We start from the raw sequence: 16,059 nt of genomic DNA, 5'->3' as shown, positions 1-16,059 counted from the left end.
TGCCAATTGAAAAAGTATACAATGAACGAAATGGTTCGCATTACAAAACAGATGTTAAACGAGCGTGGAGTGAAAATAGAAGATATTGCACACATTGTGCTGAAACTCCAAGAGAAATACAACCCAAATCTTCCACTTAGTGTCTGCATTGAAAATGTTGAAAAAGTGCTGAATAAAAGGGAAATTGTCCACGCAGTTTTGACAGGACTTGCTCTTGATCAGCTGGCAGAAAAAAAGCTTTTGCCAGAACCTTTGCAGCATTTAGTTGAAACAGATGAACCGTTATATGGAATTGATGAGATTATTCCGCTTTCCATTGTCAATGTATATGGATCAATCGGTTTGACCAACTTCGGTTATCTAGACAAAGAGAAATTTGGTATTATTAGAGAATTAGATGAAGGTCGTCCTGGTGAAGTACACACTTTCCTTGATGACCTTGTCGCTGCGCTTGCCGCTGCAGCAGCAAGTCGCATAGCTCACTCTCACCAAGATATTAAGGACGAAGAGCAGGATCGAGTGAATCAAGCATAAAAAGAAAAACATGTCTGCTCATCTTGCAGACATGTTTTTTTGGTTTCAATTGGTTTCAACAAAAGCAGAAATAAGGTAAACTACAACAAGAACATAAATAAAGGATGAAAAAAATGAAACAATACAAAGAGTTATGCCGTCATGTATTACAGCACGGGGATGAAAAAGGTGACAGAACAGGAACAGGCACTATCAGCACGTTCGGTTACCAAATGAGATTTGATTTACAGGAAGGGTTTCCTTTATTAACAACAAAGAAATTACACCTGAAATCAATCATTCATGAGTTACTGTGGTTTTTAAAAGGTGATACAAATGTCAAATATCTTCAAGAAAATGGTGTCCGTATTTGGAATGAATGGGCAGATGAAAATGGAGAGCTAGGGCGTGTGTATGGTGCGCAGTGGAGATCATGGGCGAGTGGAGACGGAGAGACAGTAGATCAGATCAGCAAGCTGATCCATGATATTGAGAATCATCCTAATTCGAGAAGATTGATTGTCAGTGCGTGGAATCCAGGAGAAATTGATCAGATGGCGCTGCCTCCTTGTCATTGCTTGTTTCAATTTTATGTATCAAACGGTAAATTATCGTGCCAGCTCTATCAACGTTCGGCAGATATCTTTTTAGGTGTGCCTTTCAATATTGCTTCGTATGCACTTCTAACGATGATGATTGCCAAAGTGACAAACCTTGAGCCAGGAGAGTTTATTCATACGCTAGGAGATGCTCATATTTATCAAAATCATCTTCCGCAGGTCAAAATGCAGTTAGAGCGTGAGGAGCGCACACTTCCGCAGCTTCGCATCACTAGAGATGTCAAAAGTATTTTTGATTTTACGTTTGATGATTTTGTGCTCGAGAACTATGATCCACATCCGCATATTAAAGGAGAAGTCAGTGTATGATTTCCATGATAGTGGCGACAGGAAAAGACAGAGTCATTGGCAAAGATAATCAAATGCCTTGGCATTTACCCGCTGATTTAGCGTATTTTAAAAAAGTCACAAGTGGCCATACCATTGTCATGGGCAGAAAAACGTTTGAATCAATTGGACGAGCACTGCCTAACCGCCGGAATATCGTGTTAACCACAAGTTCTTCTTTTCAAGCTGAAGGATGCGAGGTAGTTCATTCAATCGATGATATTTTAAACATTGCGAAGACCGAGGAAGAATTATTGATCATTGGCGGGTCTAAGCTGTATGAGGAAATGATGCCATACGCAGATCGTCTATATATCACGCACATCCATCATTCATTTGAAGGCGACCGTTTCTTCCCTTATTACGATGAAGAGAATTGGACGATTGTATCACGTGAAAAAGGCCGTCGTGACGAAAAGAACCCCTACAATTATGAATTTGTCGTCTATGACAGAAAAGAAGGATAAGTGAGTAGGAGGAGTACGGTTGTTTCGTTATTGGTTTTTAACGATTTATGTTGTTGTATCCTTTTTTAAAAGTATAAGGCATTTGTATGATCATGAATTAACGGATCCACGCATTTCCTATACGAAACGAATGCATCTCATCCATGAGCATGCAAAAAGGTTTGCCAGAGGGTGTATTGATCAATCAGGATCGGTCATGACCATTCATCAGCAAAAAAGGCTGCCAGATGGCCCTGTTATTTATGTCACAGAAGCACATCATCCAGTGACGACGACATTGCTGATTGGTCACTTAGAGAAGCCATTTGCTTTTATGGCAAAACCGCATCTGTTTCGCTATCCCATCTTAAAACAATGGTTGAAGAAGATGGCGGTGATCAAGCAGAATCAATCTGATGAGGCGTTATTAGAAGAAGCAAGAGAAAGAGTTCTATCTGGCCAGAGTCTGTTGCTTTCTGAACAGTATCGTGTCATGGCAGAAACGCTTGCTGAAGAATGTAACTGCTCACTTGTTCCGGTTGAAACAAGCGGCACAGACCGTCTTTTAACAGGGAAGATCGTCAAAAGACTTCGTCCAGTTAATGTCGATATCCATATCAAAGCACCGGTCAAGATGAGTGATTACGCACAAAAGCGCGCATAGAAAAAACCAGCATCCGAATGTGGATGCTGGTTTTTTAATCATGCTGGGATGTTGACGCAATAAAATAGAATGCAGAAGAACATGGATGCACTTCCACCGAGAACAAAGCTGTGCCAAATCGCATGATGATAGGGAATTTTCCGCCAAATATAAAAGATCGTTCCGACTGAATACAAAATACCGCCTAATAGTAAGAGGCTGAATCCAGCTCCTGTTAATTGAATGTACAGAGGTTTAATTGCGATGATAATCATCCAGCCCATTAATAAATAAACAAGGGTGGATACAATGATAAACCGTTTGACGAAAAAGATCTTAAAGACGATACCGCCTGCAGCGAGCGCCCATACGATTGCAAGAAGAGTATAGCCAAGTGCGCCTTTTAATGGGCCAAGCAAAAATGGCGTATATGTACCAGCAATCAATACATAAATCGCAGAGTGGTCAAGGATTTCAAATACATCTTTTGTTTTTTTGTGCCGAATGCTATGAAGCAAAGTAGAGCTTAAATAAAGCAGCAGCATCGACGCGCCAAATATCGAAAAGCTAATAATGTCAGTGACAGTGCCGTATTGAACAGCGAATAAAACGAGAAAAACAATGGCGGGAATGGATAAAATGACGCCAATGCCATGTGTAATCGCGTTGGCAATTTCTTCTTTTACAGTAAACAATGGATGTCCTCCTTTATTGAACCGGTATATAACCATCAAGCGACTTCAGAAATGAGAGACCTTCAAGTGTAATCTTCGTTCCAGCTCTGCCTTTCCCTTTTGTCACATAGGCTTTTTTCTCAAGATCATCTAATCGACTCCTGACTTGCTGAGGGGTCAGCGGGATGTCGCCTTGTTTGCTTAACTCAGACAAGATACGTCTGCTGGCTGCTTCTCCTTTTTCATTTAGAGACTTAATGGCTTCGAGTAAGAAAACAAATTCTTGTTTCTCCATAAGCGTGAGCTGGTGTTCTTCTTTTTTTCCTTTACCAGCTGTTTGTTGAGGTAATAATACAAAAGGTGGCAAGTGATGCAAGAAAACTGTTTGCCCTTCGAGAATTGCGGCTGCATAATGAACGATATTTTTGAGCTCCTGGACATTCCCTTCAAACGAATATTGCTGTAAGACTTCCCACACACTTGAGTCGATGTCAGGCGTCATGTTCAGTTCCTGAAAGAAAGAAGCGGTTAAAATAGGAATATCTGTTTTTCGATCTTCTAAGGGCGGGAGAGGGATATGAAGCACATTGAGCCGATAAAACAGCTCAGGTAAAAAACTGGACGAAACGCTCATCGCCTCTAATGATAAAGACGAAGAAGCAATGATTTTTGTTGCAGGAGAAACTTCGAGAAAACGAATGACCTGATGCTGCATAGGAATACTAAGTGCGCTGACTTCGTCTAAATAAATCACATGATTTGTCGCATGAGTAAATGCTTCCTGCAAAGTCACTTCATCTACAATGGGGCAGTAGATATGTTTCCACGAAGCCTGCGCAGCAAATGAATGGGCCATTTCTTGTGCAAAGCGTGATTTGCCTGTTCCAATTTCACCTGTGATCAACACAGGCTGATCGTTTTTCGTGAATTGTTTTGCCAAATGAATGGCGTGTTTTATATCTTGGTGTTCTCCATATATATTAGCAAACGGATGTGTGGTCATCGAGCGATTCCTTTCTTTTGGTTCTAATTGGTTTTATTATAACACCCAATTAGAACAAATGTATAGAAAAACGAAAAAGTTCATGAAATTTATCTCCGATCCATGATCTATTGGTTTATTTTTTGAATATTCATGTTATAATGACAAATTAAATAAGGTTAAAGAGAAAGGATCTTGTACATGAAACCGTTGCTCAAAGAAAACACGCTAATTCAAGTGAAAGACATCTTAAAAGCCCATCAAAATTTGAAGGATGTAGTGATTCATACTCCACTTCAAAAAAATGAGCGACTTTCTGAACGATATGAATGTAATGTCTACTTAAAAAGAGAGGACCTGCAGGTTGTTCGTTCTTTTAAATTAAGAGGCGCTTTTAATAAAATGAGCCAGTTGCCAAAAGAAAAACTAGAAAACGGCATTGTTTGTGCCAGTGCTGGAAATCACGCACAAGGCGTTGCCTATTCTTGCAAATATTTAGGTATCCACGGAAAAATTTTTATGCCTGCTACCACACCAAGGCAAAAAGTATCTCAAGTGGAGCTTTTCGGAAAAGAATATGTTGACATTATCTTAACCGGAGATACCTTTGATGATTCGTATCATGAAGCAGTCAAATGCGGAGATAAGGAAAAGCGGGAATTTATTCATCCATTTGATGATTTAGATGTCATGGCAGGACAAGGAACAACTGCTGTAGAAATATTAAATGATATCGAAGTGGAGCCTCACTTTTTATTTGCAAGTGTTGGGGGCGGAGGTTTGTTATCTGGCGTTGGCACGTATATGAAAAATATCGCACCAGAAACAGAAATTATTGCAGTCGAGCCGCTTGGTGCCGCCTCACTTCATGCTTCCCACGAGAAAGGGGAGGTTGTCACACTTGATTCAATAGATAAGTTTGTAGATGGAGCAGCGGTTCAGCGGATTGGCGAAAAGACGTTTACATCGCTTCAGTCTGTTGTCGATAAGATTAGTCTTGTACCAGAAGGAAAAGTATGTACAACCATTTTAGAGCTGTATAATCAATGTGCCATTGTAGCTGAGCCAGCGGGTGCGTTACCGATCGCGGCTTTAGATGCACATCGTGAGGAGATTAAAGGGAAAAATGTCGTTTGTATTGTCAGCGGAGGCAATAATGACATTGGCCGAATGCAAGAAATCAAGGAACGCTCCATGATTTATGAAGGACTCCAGCATTATTTCATCGTTAATTTTCCGCAAAGAGCAGGTGCTCTCAGGGAATTTTTGGATGAAGTGTTAGGGCCAAATGATGATATCTCACGCTTTGAATATACGAAAAAGAATAACCGAAGCAAAGGACCTGCGCTTGTTGGGATCGAATTGAAAGAAAGAGATGACTATGCAGCGCTGATTGACCGAATGAATAAAAAAGGCTTCCACTATGTTGAAGTGAATAAAGATCAAGATTTATTCCACCTATTTATTTAGGCTTAACAGATAATTGGAAAAGAGGATTGATCGTTTGTGCTGCTCAAAACAATATGTTTTAGACGGATGGATGGAGCTCAGATCAAGGTAACAGAAGTCCCTGTTTTAAAGGGAGATGAATCCTATGGTTTCATGCTCACCTTTAGACTTGAAGCTTTCTTGAAAAAAGTCTATGTATCTAAGGGAAAGAGGCATGTGTACTCTTTCAGGGAGGATGTGAAACGTAACGTCAAGTGGAGCACATATGAACAGATCTACCAAGAGCCTACACTAAAACACAATGCGTAAATTGGAATCTTTGCCAAAGAGAGTGAGCGGCCATTTTCAATTGGGGGCTACTCATCTTGGCAAGGATTTTTTACATGAAAAGAAGAAAATGTGACAATTTCAAAAACGTTCTGACAGTTGTTTTCAAGTATGCACGAAATAAGGTAATATCATATGTAAAGACTAAGACAGCAAGGATGAGACGATAGTGAAACAAATTAAAATTGTAACAGATTCAACTGTGGACCTTCCGCAAGAAAAAATCAATGATCTTTCCATTCATGTCATTCCGCTCAATATCTCCATTTCTGGGGTTGATTATATTGACCGAGTGAACATACAGCCAGATGAATTTATTGAAAAAATGGAGGCCGCTGAGGAACTGCCGAAAACGTCTCAACCTGCGATCGGTCAATTCGTCGAATTATATGAAAAACTGACGGCAGATGGAAGCGAAGTCATTAGTATCCATTTAACTGGTGGGATGAGTGGTACGGTTCAAACTGCTGAAAGCGCTTCTAAAATGGTAGACGGGAATATCACTGTCATTGATTCGAATTTTATTTCCTATGGTTTAGGGTTTCAAGTCACCAAAGCAGCAGAGCTTGCAAAAAAAGGGGCAAGCCGTGATGACATCCTCAAAGAAATGGACAAAATTCGTCTTAAAACAAAGCTATTTGTCACAATCGATACATTAGAAAATCTCGTAAAAGGTGGACGAATTGGAAGAGGAAAGGCGCTGATCGGTTCACTTCTTCATATTAAACCAATTGCCAGCTTAACAGACGGCATATACACACCAGAAGCGAATGTGAGAAGTTACTCCGCTCTTGTCCGCTATTTGACAAAACAGTATGTACAGGCGGTGAAAGGGAAAACCGTTCAGGCCATTGGGATTGCACATGCAGACGCATTAGAACTTGCAGAAAAGCTTAAAGTAGCACTGCTTGATCACACACCTGATGCACTAGTTGACATCGCTTATACAACACCGATTATTTCCTGTCATACTGGTAAGGGCGCTATAGGCTTTACTTTTTATACCGATTGATTGAAAAGGGGATGTAATGGTCATGTATACAAAAAGGGGAGCCTTATTTGGTGCGCTTACGATCATAAGCGTGCTTCTTTTAGTCTCATGTTCAAATGGACAAATCAAGGATGCGTTAAATTATCAAATCCAGCCGTTTGAGTATCAAAACCAGGATGGTCAAAAGGTGTCGCTCGACGATTTAAAGGGGAAAGTCTGGGTGGCAGATTTTATTTTCACAAGCTGTGAAACGATTTGCCCGCCGATGACCGCACATATGACAGAGCTACAAAAACGGTTAAAAGAAGAAAAATTGGATGCGCACATCATTTCATTTAGCGTCGATCCAGAGGTGGATTCACCGAAAAAGCTAAAGGAATTTGCAAAAGCATATCCATTATCCTTTAAAAATTGGGATTTTCTCACTGGTTACTCGCAGTCAGCGATTGAAAAATTTGCAATGAAAAGCTTTAAGACGATTGTGAAAAAACCTGAAGACGAAGACCAAGTGATACATCAATCTCTGTTTTTCCTCGTTGATCAAGAAGGAAAAGTGATGAAAAACTATGATGGTGTTCAAAATACGCCATATGATGAAATCATCAAGGACATCAAAACACTGAATCGAAGCTAGCATAAGGATGTTCAAATGAGCGAAAACATGATACACTTTTTTAATCAGAAAAAGGAGGGACATCATCGTTTGAAGGCTCGTTTGATTTTGATTGTGATGTCTCTAGCTTTTGTTCTTTCTGCATGTTCCGCGCAAGAGGCTGGCATAAAGGATAAACTAGAAGACACACAAAACGTAAAAGAACATATTACGATCGCAGCGGTTGGAGATTCCTTAACAGAAGGAATCGGAGATCAAAATAAAAAAGGGTATGCAGGCATCACCCGTGACAAGATAGAAGCGGTGGACGGCGTACAGTCTGTTACATTAAAAAACTATGCCATTAAAGGCAGTAGAACGGTAGATTTATTAAAAAGATTAAAAGAAAAAAAAGTGCAGGATGGACTGAAAGACGCTGATTATATTTTCTTTACGATCGGCGGAAATGACTTAATGCATGTCGTCCGTCAAAATGTGCTCAACTTGACATTTGCTCCTTTTCAAAAAGAGCAAGGTCCTTTTGAAGAGCGTTTTAAGACCATTCTTGCTCAATTAAGAGAGCATAATGACCATGCAAAGATCATGTATGTCAGTATGTACAATCCTTTTAAGTTCAGCTTGTCTGAGCTGAGAGATATTGATGAGGTCGTCAAAGACTGGAATGCTGCTGCCGAAAAAGAACTAAAAAAAGACGGCAATGCTGATATGATCGATGTAGCAGATTTATTTGAAGATGATCAAGATGAAAAATTACTGGCAGATGATGATTTCCACCCAAACCAAAAGGGGTACTCTCTTATGGCAAATCGTTTATTCTCAGAAGTGAAAAAAGAAGGACTGCCGAAGGAATAGGGTGAAAAGATGAAAAAATGGAAGAGTTTATTTTTTATTTTACTGTCAATTAATCTATTGATTGTTCTTGTATGCGGTATTTTTATGCTGCTGCCGAGCGATCAATCTGCTTCGAAAAAAGAAGTGAACAGCGAGTATGCTTTTAACATTTCTAGTTCAAAAGAATCGCTCACCAGCTTTGTCAATGATTATTTGAAAAACCAAGGATCAAGCGATATGCCCGACTTTCATGTTGCGATTGACCAAGATGTGAAAGTAACAGGTGCAATCAAAGCTTTTTCTTCAACGATTAATGCAAATGTATCATTTACACCAACTGTTGAAGATAACGGGGATGTTCTGCTGAAAGTAGATGACTTTTCAATTGGACAATTAAGCATCCCAATCAGTTTTGTTTTAAGTTACATGGGTCAATTCTATGAACTGCCTGATTTCGTTCATGTGAAACCAGACCAAAAAACGGTGGAAGTGCGCCTTTCAGAAATGCCGCTGACGAATGATATGTATGTCAAAGCGAACAAAATTGATCTTGAGAATGATGAAATTGAATTCTCATATTATCATCCAAAGCAATAGAACGTGTAAGTCAGGAGTGAAACGATGAAGCGAGTCTATCAATATTTTAGTTTACTGTCGCTCTTATTTGCTGCATACTTTGGCATGACAGCTGCTTCTCATTTAAAAGCAGAAAATATCGACCAGTTTTACTTAAATATCGCCTATTGTGCATTATTTTTAGGTACCATGATTCTTGCTTTTGATTTTCAAAAACAAGAAAAAGCTGAAGATGTCTCGTAAATAGCCTTTTCCATTTGGGAAGGCTATTTGTCTTCTTTTCAGCGTGATTGAAAATCTTTGCATTCTAGGAAGGACGAGTACTGGCGCAGAGTGAATGTGGCATTCGTGAGAACCGGCACGCAGGACTGACACCGAATGCGAGGCTTTGTCTACACGCTGAGAGCCTTTTCCATTTGGAAAGGCTCTTTTTACATTTGGTGAGACAAGACGACTTTTGCCATTAGCTCGGGCTCTCCGTTTGCAAATCCATGAAGTAAAATAAGATAGGCCCGCTTTGTTTGCAGGTGAACTTTCGGAATATCTAGCAGTACACTTTGAGTACCGGCAGCTTTTAATTCAAAGTGATACTTATTCGGAGAGAAGTGGTGGGTTTGGGTGCCGTTTACATATCCGAGCTCCTTTGATAACATGCCTTGATCTCGTTCATATATATCAATGAAAGGGAGGTCTGGTGACAGCTGGATAAACGTGAGTGCTGATAGCTCATCTTGCTTAATCAGCGAGTCTTGCTTTTCTGTGAGCAACGCAAAGCCGGTACGAGCTCCTGTGATACATAGCGTGTAAGTCTCGTTTCCATTAATCATCATACGAGAAGAAAGAATTTTTTCTTTTGTAGCCAGCTTGAATACTTCTATCTCATAAACACCCTCATCCCATTCCATATAAGCAGACAGCTGACCGTATGGTAGCTTTTTTTGGATTGGCTGCTGATTTACAAATACAGCAAGCTCACTTAAATCCGGTGCAGCGTGAAATAATCGAATAACAGCTTTGGAAATGGTGTTTCTCGGATGGTATGGGGGAAAGGTAGCTAATGGACGATATAGAAATTGATTCATCTCGTAGAGCTGCTGCACGTCTTTATCCCTTCTTTCTCTGCAATGTGTTTTTTGTAGCGTATGCAAGAAAGGGACGATCTGTATAGGCAAAAGAAACATAGAAAAAAGCCTGACAAAAAGTGTCAGGCTCTCGTATTAAGAAGGAGATGAATATTGATGATATTCAGCCAACTTAATGAACGTTTTTTCATCCTCAATTAATCCGCAAACGCCGCACTGGACTTTGATTTTCGGTCCTTGATAGTTCATGTGAAAAGGAGAAAGCTGATCTCCTTCATATGTTTCGACAATCGCTCCAGTTGCTGGATCAAGTTTCACAGGTTCTGAATGCTGCTCGATGAGATTAAAACGCGTTCTGTTGGTTTTGCAGTTCGGACAAAGATATGGACTTGTCATGGTTCATTCCACCTTTTTATCCGTAGCATGTCCTCCACGCTAAAATCTATGCTTAATCTTTTTGACTTTTATCCAGCTTTTTAAATAATTTGATCATCGTTTTCAGTTCTTCATCATCAAATGATTCAAATCGTTCCATGAAGTATTCTGTTTTCTTTTTCTCAAAATGCTCAGTAATTTCCTTACCCTTATCGGTTAAGTGGATTTTGATGATGCGTCGATCCTCTTTTGAACGGATACGAGTGATCCAGCCTTTTTCTACAAGTGTGTCGGTTACAGCTGTAATATGGCTTGCTGATACACCGAGAATTGAGGCGAACTCCGTTACTTTTTTTGCGCCTTGTTCACGCAGCAGATTTAAAATGAGAAATTCATTCCGAGATAATTCGTTTTCAAGCAGGCTGTTAATTTCATAACGTATTTGCTTAAATACGGTTCTCAGTAAAGTATCCATTTCATACATCATTTGTTTTCTTTGTTCCAATCATTAAACCCCCATTATATTTTAAGATACGACAGAATGCTTTCTTTTGTTTTTAGGTATACAAGTCGTATCATTTTCATTATTTTTTATCATGTTATAATATGATGATACCATTTTTTAAATGAAGGGGGCACTAATATGTCTGAAAAACAAGAATTAGCCACATTTGCTGGAGGCTGTTTCTGGTGTATGGTTAAACCTTTTGATGAACAGCCGGGCATTATCAAAGTTGAATCAGGGTATACTGGCGGACATACAGTGAATCCAACCTATGAGGAAGTATGTACAAATACGACAGGCCATAGAGAAGCCGTTCAAATTACCTTTGATCCAGACATTTTTCCGTATGAGAAGCTATTAGAACTATATTGGCAGCAAATAGACCCAACAGATGATGGAGGACAATTTGGTGATAGAGGAGAGTCCTACCGTACAGGGATTTATGTCCACAATGAAAAACAAAGGCAACTTGCAGAAACATCAAAAGAGCAGCTGAGCCAAAGTGGAGTTTTCCAAAAGCCAATCGTGACAGAAATTTTAGAGGCTGGTCCTTTTTATCCTGCTGAGGAATATCATCAGCATTATTATAAAAAGAACAAAATGCACTACGAACGATACCATGTCGGTTCGGGCAGAGCAGGTTTTATTCAATCTCATTGGAGTGATAAATAATGGCTAACGAAAAAGAGCAGCGCATCAAAGAATTAAACCGAATGCAGTACGAAGTGACGCAAAATAATGGAACTGAGCCGCCATTTCAAAATGAATTTTGGAATCATAAGGAAGAGGGCATTTATGTAGATATCATTTCAGGCAAACCATTGTTTTCTTCTTTAGATAAATTTGATGCCCATTGCGGCTGGCCAAGTTTTACAAAGCCGATTGAAGATCAAGAGGTAGAAGAGAAAGTAGATACGAGCCATGGCATGGTGCGGACAGAAGTTCGCAGTAAGACGGCCGACTCTCACCTTGGTCATGTATTCCCTGACGGCCCAGGGCCAAACGGTCTTCGGTATTGTATTAATTCAGCCGCTTTAAAGTTTATCCCGAAGGATGATCTTGAAAAAGAAGGCTATGGCCATTTGAAACACATCTTTCAATAATTGATTTAAAAATCGTCACATGGAAGTCAGCTGCTTCCGTGTGACGATTTTTTTATTTTTTATGGTGGGTATGATGTAATTGTTCAATGATGTGAAACAGTTTCTCTTTTGTAATGAGCGGTGCTTCGTTTGATGTGTAATGGGTCAAATGGACTTTTTGAAAATGAGGGTGAAGATGTGGTCTTGGTAAAATGGCATAAAATTGTTCATGTTCAAACAGTGCATCTGCCTCGTGAGGGAATGTGAGTTCCTCGTGAAGTTTTTCTCCAGGTCTTTTGCCGACAACGAGAATATCAGGAGAAGGAACGTTGATCTGACCGGCATATTCATGAAATGCTTTCAATAGATCAGCCAGCTGTAATGACTCCATCTTGAGAATGAATGTTTCGCCGCCTTTCATCATGATAGCTGCTTCAAGCGTGAGGGATACAGCTTCTTCGATAGACATAAAAAAGCGTGTCATCTTAGGATCAGTTACAGTTAGAGGTTGTTCATTTAACAACTGTTGAAGCATGATGGGGATGACGGAACCCCTTGATCCAAGTACATTGCCAAACCGGACAGAGCAAAACCTCGTTTTCTGATTTGAAATACTTTCATTCGCTTGAAAAAACAATTTTTCTGAAATTAATTTTGTAGCTCCCATGGCATTTGTCGGAGAAACCGCTTTGTCGGTTGAAATGTTGACAACATGACTGACTTCATGTTCAAGTGCTGCTTCGATGACATGCTGTCCGCCGATGATGTTGGTTTGGACAGCTTCAAACGGATTATCTTCGCAGGTGGGTACTTGTTTGAGCGCCGCTGCATGGAAGATGATATCTACTCCTTTGACAAGCTGCCTGACGCGGCTTGCATCCCTCACATCTCCAAGTGCAAATACAACCTCTGGATGCGCCGCATATTCATTTTTCATCATGTATTGTTTACTGTCATCTTTACTGAAGACAATGACCTTTTTAGGAGAGCAGGCTGTTAATTTTTTCACAATCTGCCGGCCAATCGAACCCGTACCGCCTGTGACCAAGATGATTTTGTCACGAAAAAAGGTCTTCAAACTCGTTTCTATTTGTTTGGACATATCTAATCCCCCAACTCTCATTTCTCTACTTTGCATCATATGTGAAAGAGTGGAAGACGTTTGAGGAAAAGAACCACTTCATGCATAAATTAGGTGAACCAATTATAACCATCTGCTTGACGACTTAATAGAATATGTAGAGATAGAAGATTAAGTAGAATAGCGAGGCACCTGAAGACTTCAGTACGGCGATCAGTTCAGCTCTCAGAATATATTCACTGATACTGAGCTGCGCGAGGGGAGAAGATCATACATGTATAGGGGAAATCGTATTTTAGCCATGATACCAGCTTTTAGCAGCAAGCAGGGGCATCATGCTGAACACATTCGCGTATTGGCGGAGCGGCCGCTAATCTATTGGACCATTCAGCCATTATTACAAATGATTGAATTAGATGAAGTCATCGTATCTTCAGAGGATGTGAATACTCAAATCATTTCGTCCCACTATGGAGCAAATGTCATTGAACTGCCAAGCACACATGTGACGGAACAAACACCTTCTTTAGTAGCTGTGAAGCATGCACTTGCTTATTTAGAACGAGAGGGAAAGACGTTTGATATTGTTTTGTATTTGCATCCAGCATCACCACTAAGGCAGACGGCAGATATTGAGAACTGCTTGCAGCTTCTAGTAGAGGGAGGATATGATTGTGCGGCTTCTTTTACAGAGGCGTTAGAAAATCCAAATGAAACTTGGACACTTCATGACACCAATGAAGCCAGCCTGTATAAGGACAATCATTATTTTTTTGTACCAACTCAGGAGCACCCTTATACGTATGGACGTTTAAATGGAGCTGTCTATGCGTTTCATGTTCCATATGCAAAAGAATGCATTCATTCCTTTTTAGAAGGATCTGTTGGTGCATATATGATGGATCATGCGCAATCGCTTGTTGTGAAAAGTGAGGAAGATCGGAAAAAGGCAGAGAAGATTTTATTGGCTCGACAAGATGCAGAAGGAACGGCATAAGATGATGGCAGTTAGAAAAAGCGCCCGGTCATAGGGCGCTTTTGACTATTTCATAAAGTCTGTATGGCAGCGTATCAAATGTGTTCCAGCGAACGACTTGCTCGTAATTGTTCTCTGCAACCGATTGTCTTTGCTGAGGGTTTGTTACATAGTGCTCGACCTGCTCAATCAAATCGTTTTCATGTGTGTAAAAAGCGAAGCTTGAAAATGCCTGTGACGGTTGTAGATCTGTCAACTGAAAGCCTCCGCTTGCAGCGATATCAAATGCTCTGTTGTTAAGACTCATATTTTGAACATTGGCTTTGTTTTGATTATAGGCAAATTGCGCGGGCCTGTGCGGATTCAGAACAATGGCTGATGTTTGATAGATGTCTGCCATCTGCTCGGGACTCAGCCAGTGGGTCATCAGTGAGAGATCACGATATTGTCTGCGTGATTTATTCAACACGCGATGCCACTCTTTTCCTGCTACGAGAATGCGCCATTTGTTTTGATGTAAGAGTGTATCGATGGCTTTGATGCGGTTTGGATAAGGGTAGCCAATGAGTGCAATGTCATAAATGCACGACTCATGTGGTGATTCTTTTTTCTGAAATACGTGTGTATTGGTTGGAATGGGAAAGTAGTGCGCGTGATCAGCGCCCATTTGTTTGTAAAATGACAAAGCACCTTCGTCAATCGTTAAGATCAGCTGTGCATCACTTACGCATGCAGCTGACACATCTATATAAAAAGGGTCTTCTGTCATCCACAGTACAACGGGGATCTTTTCTTGTTTGAATTGATGAAGCAGTTCTGTTGGAATATGATCACCGATCATCATGAAAACAAAATCCGGAGAAAATGTCCGGATTTTGTGCATATGAGCGGGTAGAGTTTCCCTTTCCACCTTGACGCATGAAAAGGGGGAATCAATGAAGCTATCTTCTATCCATTGATCGAACATCCGATAGATTCCACCGTAGCCAGAGCTGATATAAAGAAGCTTCATGATGGCCCTCTCACATTAAGATGTGAACGTAACACTTTCTACTTTATCTACATCTAATAGAGTCGTTGCAGAGCCCGTAGGTGTCACAGAGCTTTCTTGTGTGACGAAAACAACACCTGTTGAAGCATCGAATGATACGAATTGAACGGGTCCGATTAAGTCACCTGAGTCCATGACAATGCTAATGACTGTTCCAGGTGCAAGTCTTGCAAAAATCCATCTTGCTGGTTGAGATACGTCGAGTGTTGTAGCAGAATCTGAAGGTGATGCTTCAGCAGCCACCTCACTAAATAAATCGTTCAATTTTTCTTCCACTTGAACTCCTCCTTCTTCGAGATTAACTGTTAACGCATGACTAAGCGGTTTGAAAAACAGCTTTAACAGCTCTTTTTTTAATTCGGCACGCTTTTCGCTCATGTTTTCCCCATCCTTTCTTCATCCATTCAAACACACCACTATGTATATGCCGTTCTCTTTTTTTGGTATAAGCAGAATGCTCATTCCTTGTTCTTTTTTCATTTAATGACTTCACACATTTTTGAAAAATGTTTTCAAATGCTGATGCTAAATGAAGTGATCCTCATACTCTAGTAAAGATCAAACGAGAAGAAAGAGGGAATCTGAATGGAATTTGAACAACTATTAAATGGCTGGAACGAAGAATTACTAGAAACAGAAGGAATACTTGAAGTTGTGTTGATAATACTTCTTCTTCATCTTTTAGAGGAAAGTGAGGAAGGGAGTGCGTCAGAGATTAAAGAATTGCTGCGCCCGTGGCTTGAGCTCGGCATTCCGCTGCCGCGTGTTCATTTAGTCAATGGAGATGTGCTGCAAAACGTGGTTGTCGTACAATTGTTTGACTCAGTAGCAGTCTTTAAAAATGCGACAAATCAGCTAAGAGTAAGTGTTCCTTATGTGAACATTGTCAGCTGGGGGGCTTTTTAATCTATTTAA

The 16,059-nt window shown here is 40.2% G+C and carries 23 protein-coding genes; 15 read left to right on the top strand and 8 right to left on the bottom strand.

The window, feature by feature from the left end; translation table 11 throughout:
* Positions 1-6: 6 nt before the first annotated feature.
* The 4 genes from NSQ11_RS10115 (at position 7) to NSQ11_RS10100 (ending at position 2,570) form a co-directional block, all read left to right on the top strand.
* Positions 7-534 (top strand): phosphatidylglycerophosphatase A, encoded by a 528-nt coding sequence (locus NSQ11_RS10115; RefSeq protein WP_008346387.1) that lies wholly within the window; start codon positions 7-9, stop codon positions 532-534.
* Between the two features lie 113 nt (positions 535-647).
* Positions 648-1,442, top strand: coding sequence for a thymidylate synthase (locus NSQ11_RS10110; RefSeq protein WP_017367468.1), 795 nt, complete (start codon positions 648-650; stop codon positions 1,440-1,442).
* Positions 1,439-1,927 (top strand): type 3 dihydrofolate reductase, encoded by a 489-nt coding sequence (gene folA, locus NSQ11_RS10105; RefSeq protein WP_046526877.1) that lies wholly within the window; start codon positions 1,439-1,441, stop codon positions 1,925-1,927. The genes NSQ11_RS10110 and folA overlap by 4 nt, the downstream gene beginning before the upstream one ends.
* A gap of 19 nt (positions 1,928-1,946) precedes the next feature.
* A complete protein-coding gene (locus tag NSQ11_RS10100) occupies positions 1,947-2,570 on the top strand; it encodes a hypothetical protein (RefSeq protein ID WP_017359699.1) in 624 nt (207 codons plus the stop codon).
* Positions 2,571-2,608: 38 nt separating this feature from the next.
* On the opposite strand, the gene NSQ11_RS10095 is transcribed toward NSQ11_RS10100, so the two are convergent.
* On the bottom strand, positions 2,609-3,244 hold the full coding sequence (locus NSQ11_RS10095) for a hemolysin III family protein (protein ID WP_008346394.1): 636 nt from the start codon (positions 3,242-3,244) through the stop codon (positions 2,609-2,611).
* Between the two features lie 13 nt (positions 3,245-3,257).
* A complete protein-coding gene (locus tag NSQ11_RS10090) occupies positions 3,258-4,226 on the bottom strand; it encodes a sigma 54-interacting transcriptional regulator (protein ID WP_079919886.1) in 969 nt (322 codons plus the stop codon).
* A gap of 180 nt (positions 4,227-4,406) precedes the next feature.
* Here NSQ11_RS10090 and ilvA point away from each other — a divergent pair, with 180 nt between their 5' ends.
* The 7 genes from ilvA (at position 4,407) to ypmT (ending at position 9,235) form a co-directional block, all read left to right on the top strand.
* Positions 4,407-5,675: a threonine ammonia-lyase IlvA gene (gene ilvA, locus NSQ11_RS10085; RefSeq protein ID WP_008346398.1), complete on the top strand. Its 1,269-nt coding sequence runs from the start codon at positions 4,407-4,409 to the stop codon at positions 5,673-5,675.
* Positions 5,676-5,711: 36 nt separating this feature from the next.
* Positions 5,712-5,963, top strand: a complete 252-nt coding sequence (locus NSQ11_RS10080; RefSeq protein WP_008346400.1) for a YpmP family protein — start codon at positions 5,712-5,714, stop codon at positions 5,961-5,963.
* Between the two features lie 187 nt (positions 5,964-6,150).
* Complete coding sequence (locus NSQ11_RS10075; protein ID WP_268373069.1) at positions 6,151-6,993, top strand: DegV family protein; 843 nt, start codon at positions 6,151-6,153, stop codon at positions 6,991-6,993.
* A gap of 22 nt (positions 6,994-7,015) precedes the next feature.
* Complete coding sequence (locus NSQ11_RS10070; protein ID WP_007500791.1) at positions 7,016-7,606, top strand: cytochrome c oxidase assembly protein; 591 nt, start codon at positions 7,016-7,018, stop codon at positions 7,604-7,606.
* A 69-nt stretch (positions 7,607-7,675) separates the two neighbouring features.
* Positions 7,676-8,437, top strand: a complete 762-nt coding sequence (locus tag NSQ11_RS10065; protein WP_025207511.1) for an SGNH/GDSL hydrolase family protein — start codon at positions 7,676-7,678, stop codon at positions 8,435-8,437.
* 9 nt (positions 8,438-8,446) lie between these two features.
* Positions 8,447-9,013 carry a YpmS family protein gene (locus NSQ11_RS10060; RefSeq protein ID WP_007500787.1) on the top strand — a complete coding sequence of 189 codons (567 nt, stop codon included), beginning with the start codon at positions 8,447-8,449 and terminating at the stop codon, positions 9,011-9,013.
* Between the two features lie 24 nt (positions 9,014-9,037).
* On the top strand, positions 9,038-9,235 hold the full coding sequence (ypmT, locus tag NSQ11_RS10055; RefSeq protein WP_008346409.1) for a protein YpmT: 198 nt from the start codon (positions 9,038-9,040) through the stop codon (positions 9,233-9,235).
* A gap of 188 nt (positions 9,236-9,423) precedes the next feature.
* Here the strand turns inward: ypmT and NSQ11_RS10050 are convergent, their stop codons facing one another.
* The 3 genes from NSQ11_RS10050 to NSQ11_RS10040 form a co-directional block, all read right to left on the bottom strand.
* Positions 9,424-10,092, bottom strand: coding sequence for a DUF4397 domain-containing protein (locus NSQ11_RS10050; protein WP_039963952.1), 669 nt, complete (start codon positions 10,090-10,092; stop codon positions 9,424-9,426).
* Positions 10,093-10,209: 117 nt separating this feature from the next.
* The gene (locus NSQ11_RS10045; RefSeq protein ID WP_008346413.1) at positions 10,210-10,470 is read right to left on the bottom strand and encodes a hypothetical protein; all 261 of its coding nucleotides are present in this window, start codon (positions 10,468-10,470) and stop codon (positions 10,210-10,212) included.
* Between the two features lie 52 nt (positions 10,471-10,522).
* The gene (locus NSQ11_RS10040) at positions 10,523-10,954 is read right to left on the bottom strand and encodes a MarR family transcriptional regulator (protein ID WP_007500780.1); all 432 of its coding nucleotides are present in this window, start codon (positions 10,952-10,954) and stop codon (positions 10,523-10,525) included.
* Between the two features lie 138 nt (positions 10,955-11,092).
* Between NSQ11_RS10040 and msrA the strand changes: the two genes are divergently transcribed.
* Together msrA and msrB are read left to right on the top strand one after the other, a co-directional pair.
* Entirely contained in the window at positions 11,093-11,626 is a 534-nt protein-coding gene (msrA, locus tag NSQ11_RS10035) for a peptide-methionine (S)-S-oxide reductase MsrA (protein ID WP_065460583.1), read from the top strand.
* Positions 11,626-12,057, top strand: a complete 432-nt coding sequence (gene msrB / locus NSQ11_RS10030) for a peptide-methionine (R)-S-oxide reductase MsrB (RefSeq protein WP_282900319.1) — start codon at positions 11,626-11,628, stop codon at positions 12,055-12,057. The genes msrA and msrB overlap by 1 nt, the downstream gene beginning before the upstream one ends.
* Positions 12,058-12,109: 52 nt before the next feature.
* Here the strand turns inward: msrB and NSQ11_RS10025 are convergent, their stop codons facing one another.
* On the bottom strand, positions 12,110-13,138 hold the full coding sequence (locus NSQ11_RS10025) for an SDR family NAD(P)-dependent oxidoreductase (RefSeq protein ID WP_017359692.1): 1,029 nt from the start codon (positions 13,136-13,138) through the stop codon (positions 12,110-12,112).
* A gap of 253 nt (positions 13,139-13,391) precedes the next feature.
* Between NSQ11_RS10025 and NSQ11_RS10020 the strand changes: the two genes are divergently transcribed.
* Complete coding sequence (locus NSQ11_RS10020; RefSeq protein WP_017367462.1) at positions 13,392-14,114, top strand: N-acylneuraminate cytidylyltransferase; 723 nt, start codon at positions 13,392-13,394, stop codon at positions 14,112-14,114.
* Between the two features lie 28 nt (positions 14,115-14,142).
* Here the strand turns inward: NSQ11_RS10020 and NSQ11_RS10015 are convergent, their stop codons facing one another.
* Positions 14,143-14,937 carry a DUF3880 domain-containing protein gene (locus tag NSQ11_RS10015; protein ID WP_342492982.1) on the bottom strand — a complete coding sequence of 265 codons (795 nt, stop codon included), beginning with the start codon at positions 14,935-14,937 and terminating at the stop codon, positions 14,143-14,145.
* Positions 14,938-15,120: 183 nt separating this feature from the next.
* Entirely contained in the window at positions 15,121-15,522 is a 402-nt protein-coding gene (locus tag NSQ11_RS10010) for a hypothetical protein (protein WP_007500770.1), read from the bottom strand.
* A 207-nt stretch (positions 15,523-15,729) separates the two neighbouring features.
* On the opposite strand from NSQ11_RS10010, the gene cgeC reads away from it, so the two are divergent.
* On the top strand, positions 15,730-16,050 hold the full coding sequence (cgeC, locus tag NSQ11_RS10005; RefSeq protein ID WP_007500768.1) for a spore maturation protein CgeC: 321 nt from the start codon (positions 15,730-15,732) through the stop codon (positions 16,048-16,050).
* The last annotated feature ends 9 nt before the right edge of the window (positions 16,051-16,059 follow it).

The sequence above is a fragment of the Bacillus sp. FSL W7-1582 genome, assembly GCF_038593325.1.
Lineage (GTDB): Bacteria > Bacillota > Bacilli > Bacillales > Bacillaceae > Bacillus > Bacillus altitudinis.
This window is presented reverse-complemented; position numbering and strand designations above follow the sequence as displayed.

What these genes read in the sequence shown, in the direction of transcription:
- NSQ11_RS10110 (WP_017367468.1), top strand. Translation starts at nt 648, where the DNA reads ATGAAACAATACAAAGAGTTATGCCGTCATGTATTACAGCACGGGGAT.
- folA (WP_046526877.1), top strand. Translation starts at nt 1,439, where the DNA reads ATGATTTCCATGATAGTGGCGACAGGAAAAGACAGAGTCATTGGCAAA.
- NSQ11_RS10090 (WP_079919886.1), bottom strand. Translation starts at nt 4,226, where the DNA reads ATGACCACACATCCGTTTGCTAATATATATGGAGAACACCAAGATATA.
- ilvA (WP_008346398.1), top strand. Translation starts at nt 4,407, where the DNA reads ATGAAACCGTTGCTCAAAGAAAACACGCTAATTCAAGTGAAAGACATC.
- NSQ11_RS10070 (WP_007500791.1), top strand. Translation starts at nt 7,016, where the DNA reads ATGTATACAAAAAGGGGAGCCTTATTTGGTGCGCTTACGATCATAAGC.
- NSQ11_RS10060 (WP_007500787.1), top strand. Translation starts at nt 8,447, where the DNA reads ATGAAAAAATGGAAGAGTTTATTTTTTATTTTACTGTCAATTAATCTA.
- ypmT (WP_008346409.1), top strand. Translation starts at nt 9,038, where the DNA reads ATGAAGCGAGTCTATCAATATTTTAGTTTACTGTCGCTCTTATTTGCT.
- NSQ11_RS10045 (WP_008346413.1), bottom strand. Translation starts at nt 10,470, where the DNA reads ATGACAAGTCCATATCTTTGTCCGAACTGCAAAACCAACAGAACGCGT.
- msrA (WP_065460583.1), top strand. Translation starts at nt 11,093, where the DNA reads ATGTCTGAAAAACAAGAATTAGCCACATTTGCTGGAGGCTGTTTCTGG.
- msrB (WP_282900319.1), top strand. Translation starts at nt 11,626, where the DNA reads ATGGCTAACGAAAAAGAGCAGCGCATCAAAGAATTAAACCGAATGCAG.
- NSQ11_RS10025 (WP_017359692.1), bottom strand. Translation starts at nt 13,138, where the DNA reads ATGTCCAAACAAATAGAAACGAGTTTGAAGACCTTTTTTCGTGACAAA.
- NSQ11_RS10020 (WP_017367462.1), top strand. Translation starts at nt 13,392, where the DNA reads ATGTATAGGGGAAATCGTATTTTAGCCATGATACCAGCTTTTAGCAGC.
- NSQ11_RS10015 (WP_342492982.1), bottom strand. Translation starts at nt 14,937, where the DNA reads ATGATGATCGGTGATCATATTCCAACAGAACTGCTTCATCAATTCAAA.
- NSQ11_RS10010 (WP_007500770.1), bottom strand. Translation starts at nt 15,522, where the DNA reads ATGAGCGAAAAGCGTGCCGAATTAAAAAAAGAGCTGTTAAAGCTGTTT.
- cgeC (WP_007500768.1), top strand. Translation starts at nt 15,730, where the DNA reads ATGGAATTTGAACAACTATTAAATGGCTGGAACGAAGAATTACTAGAA.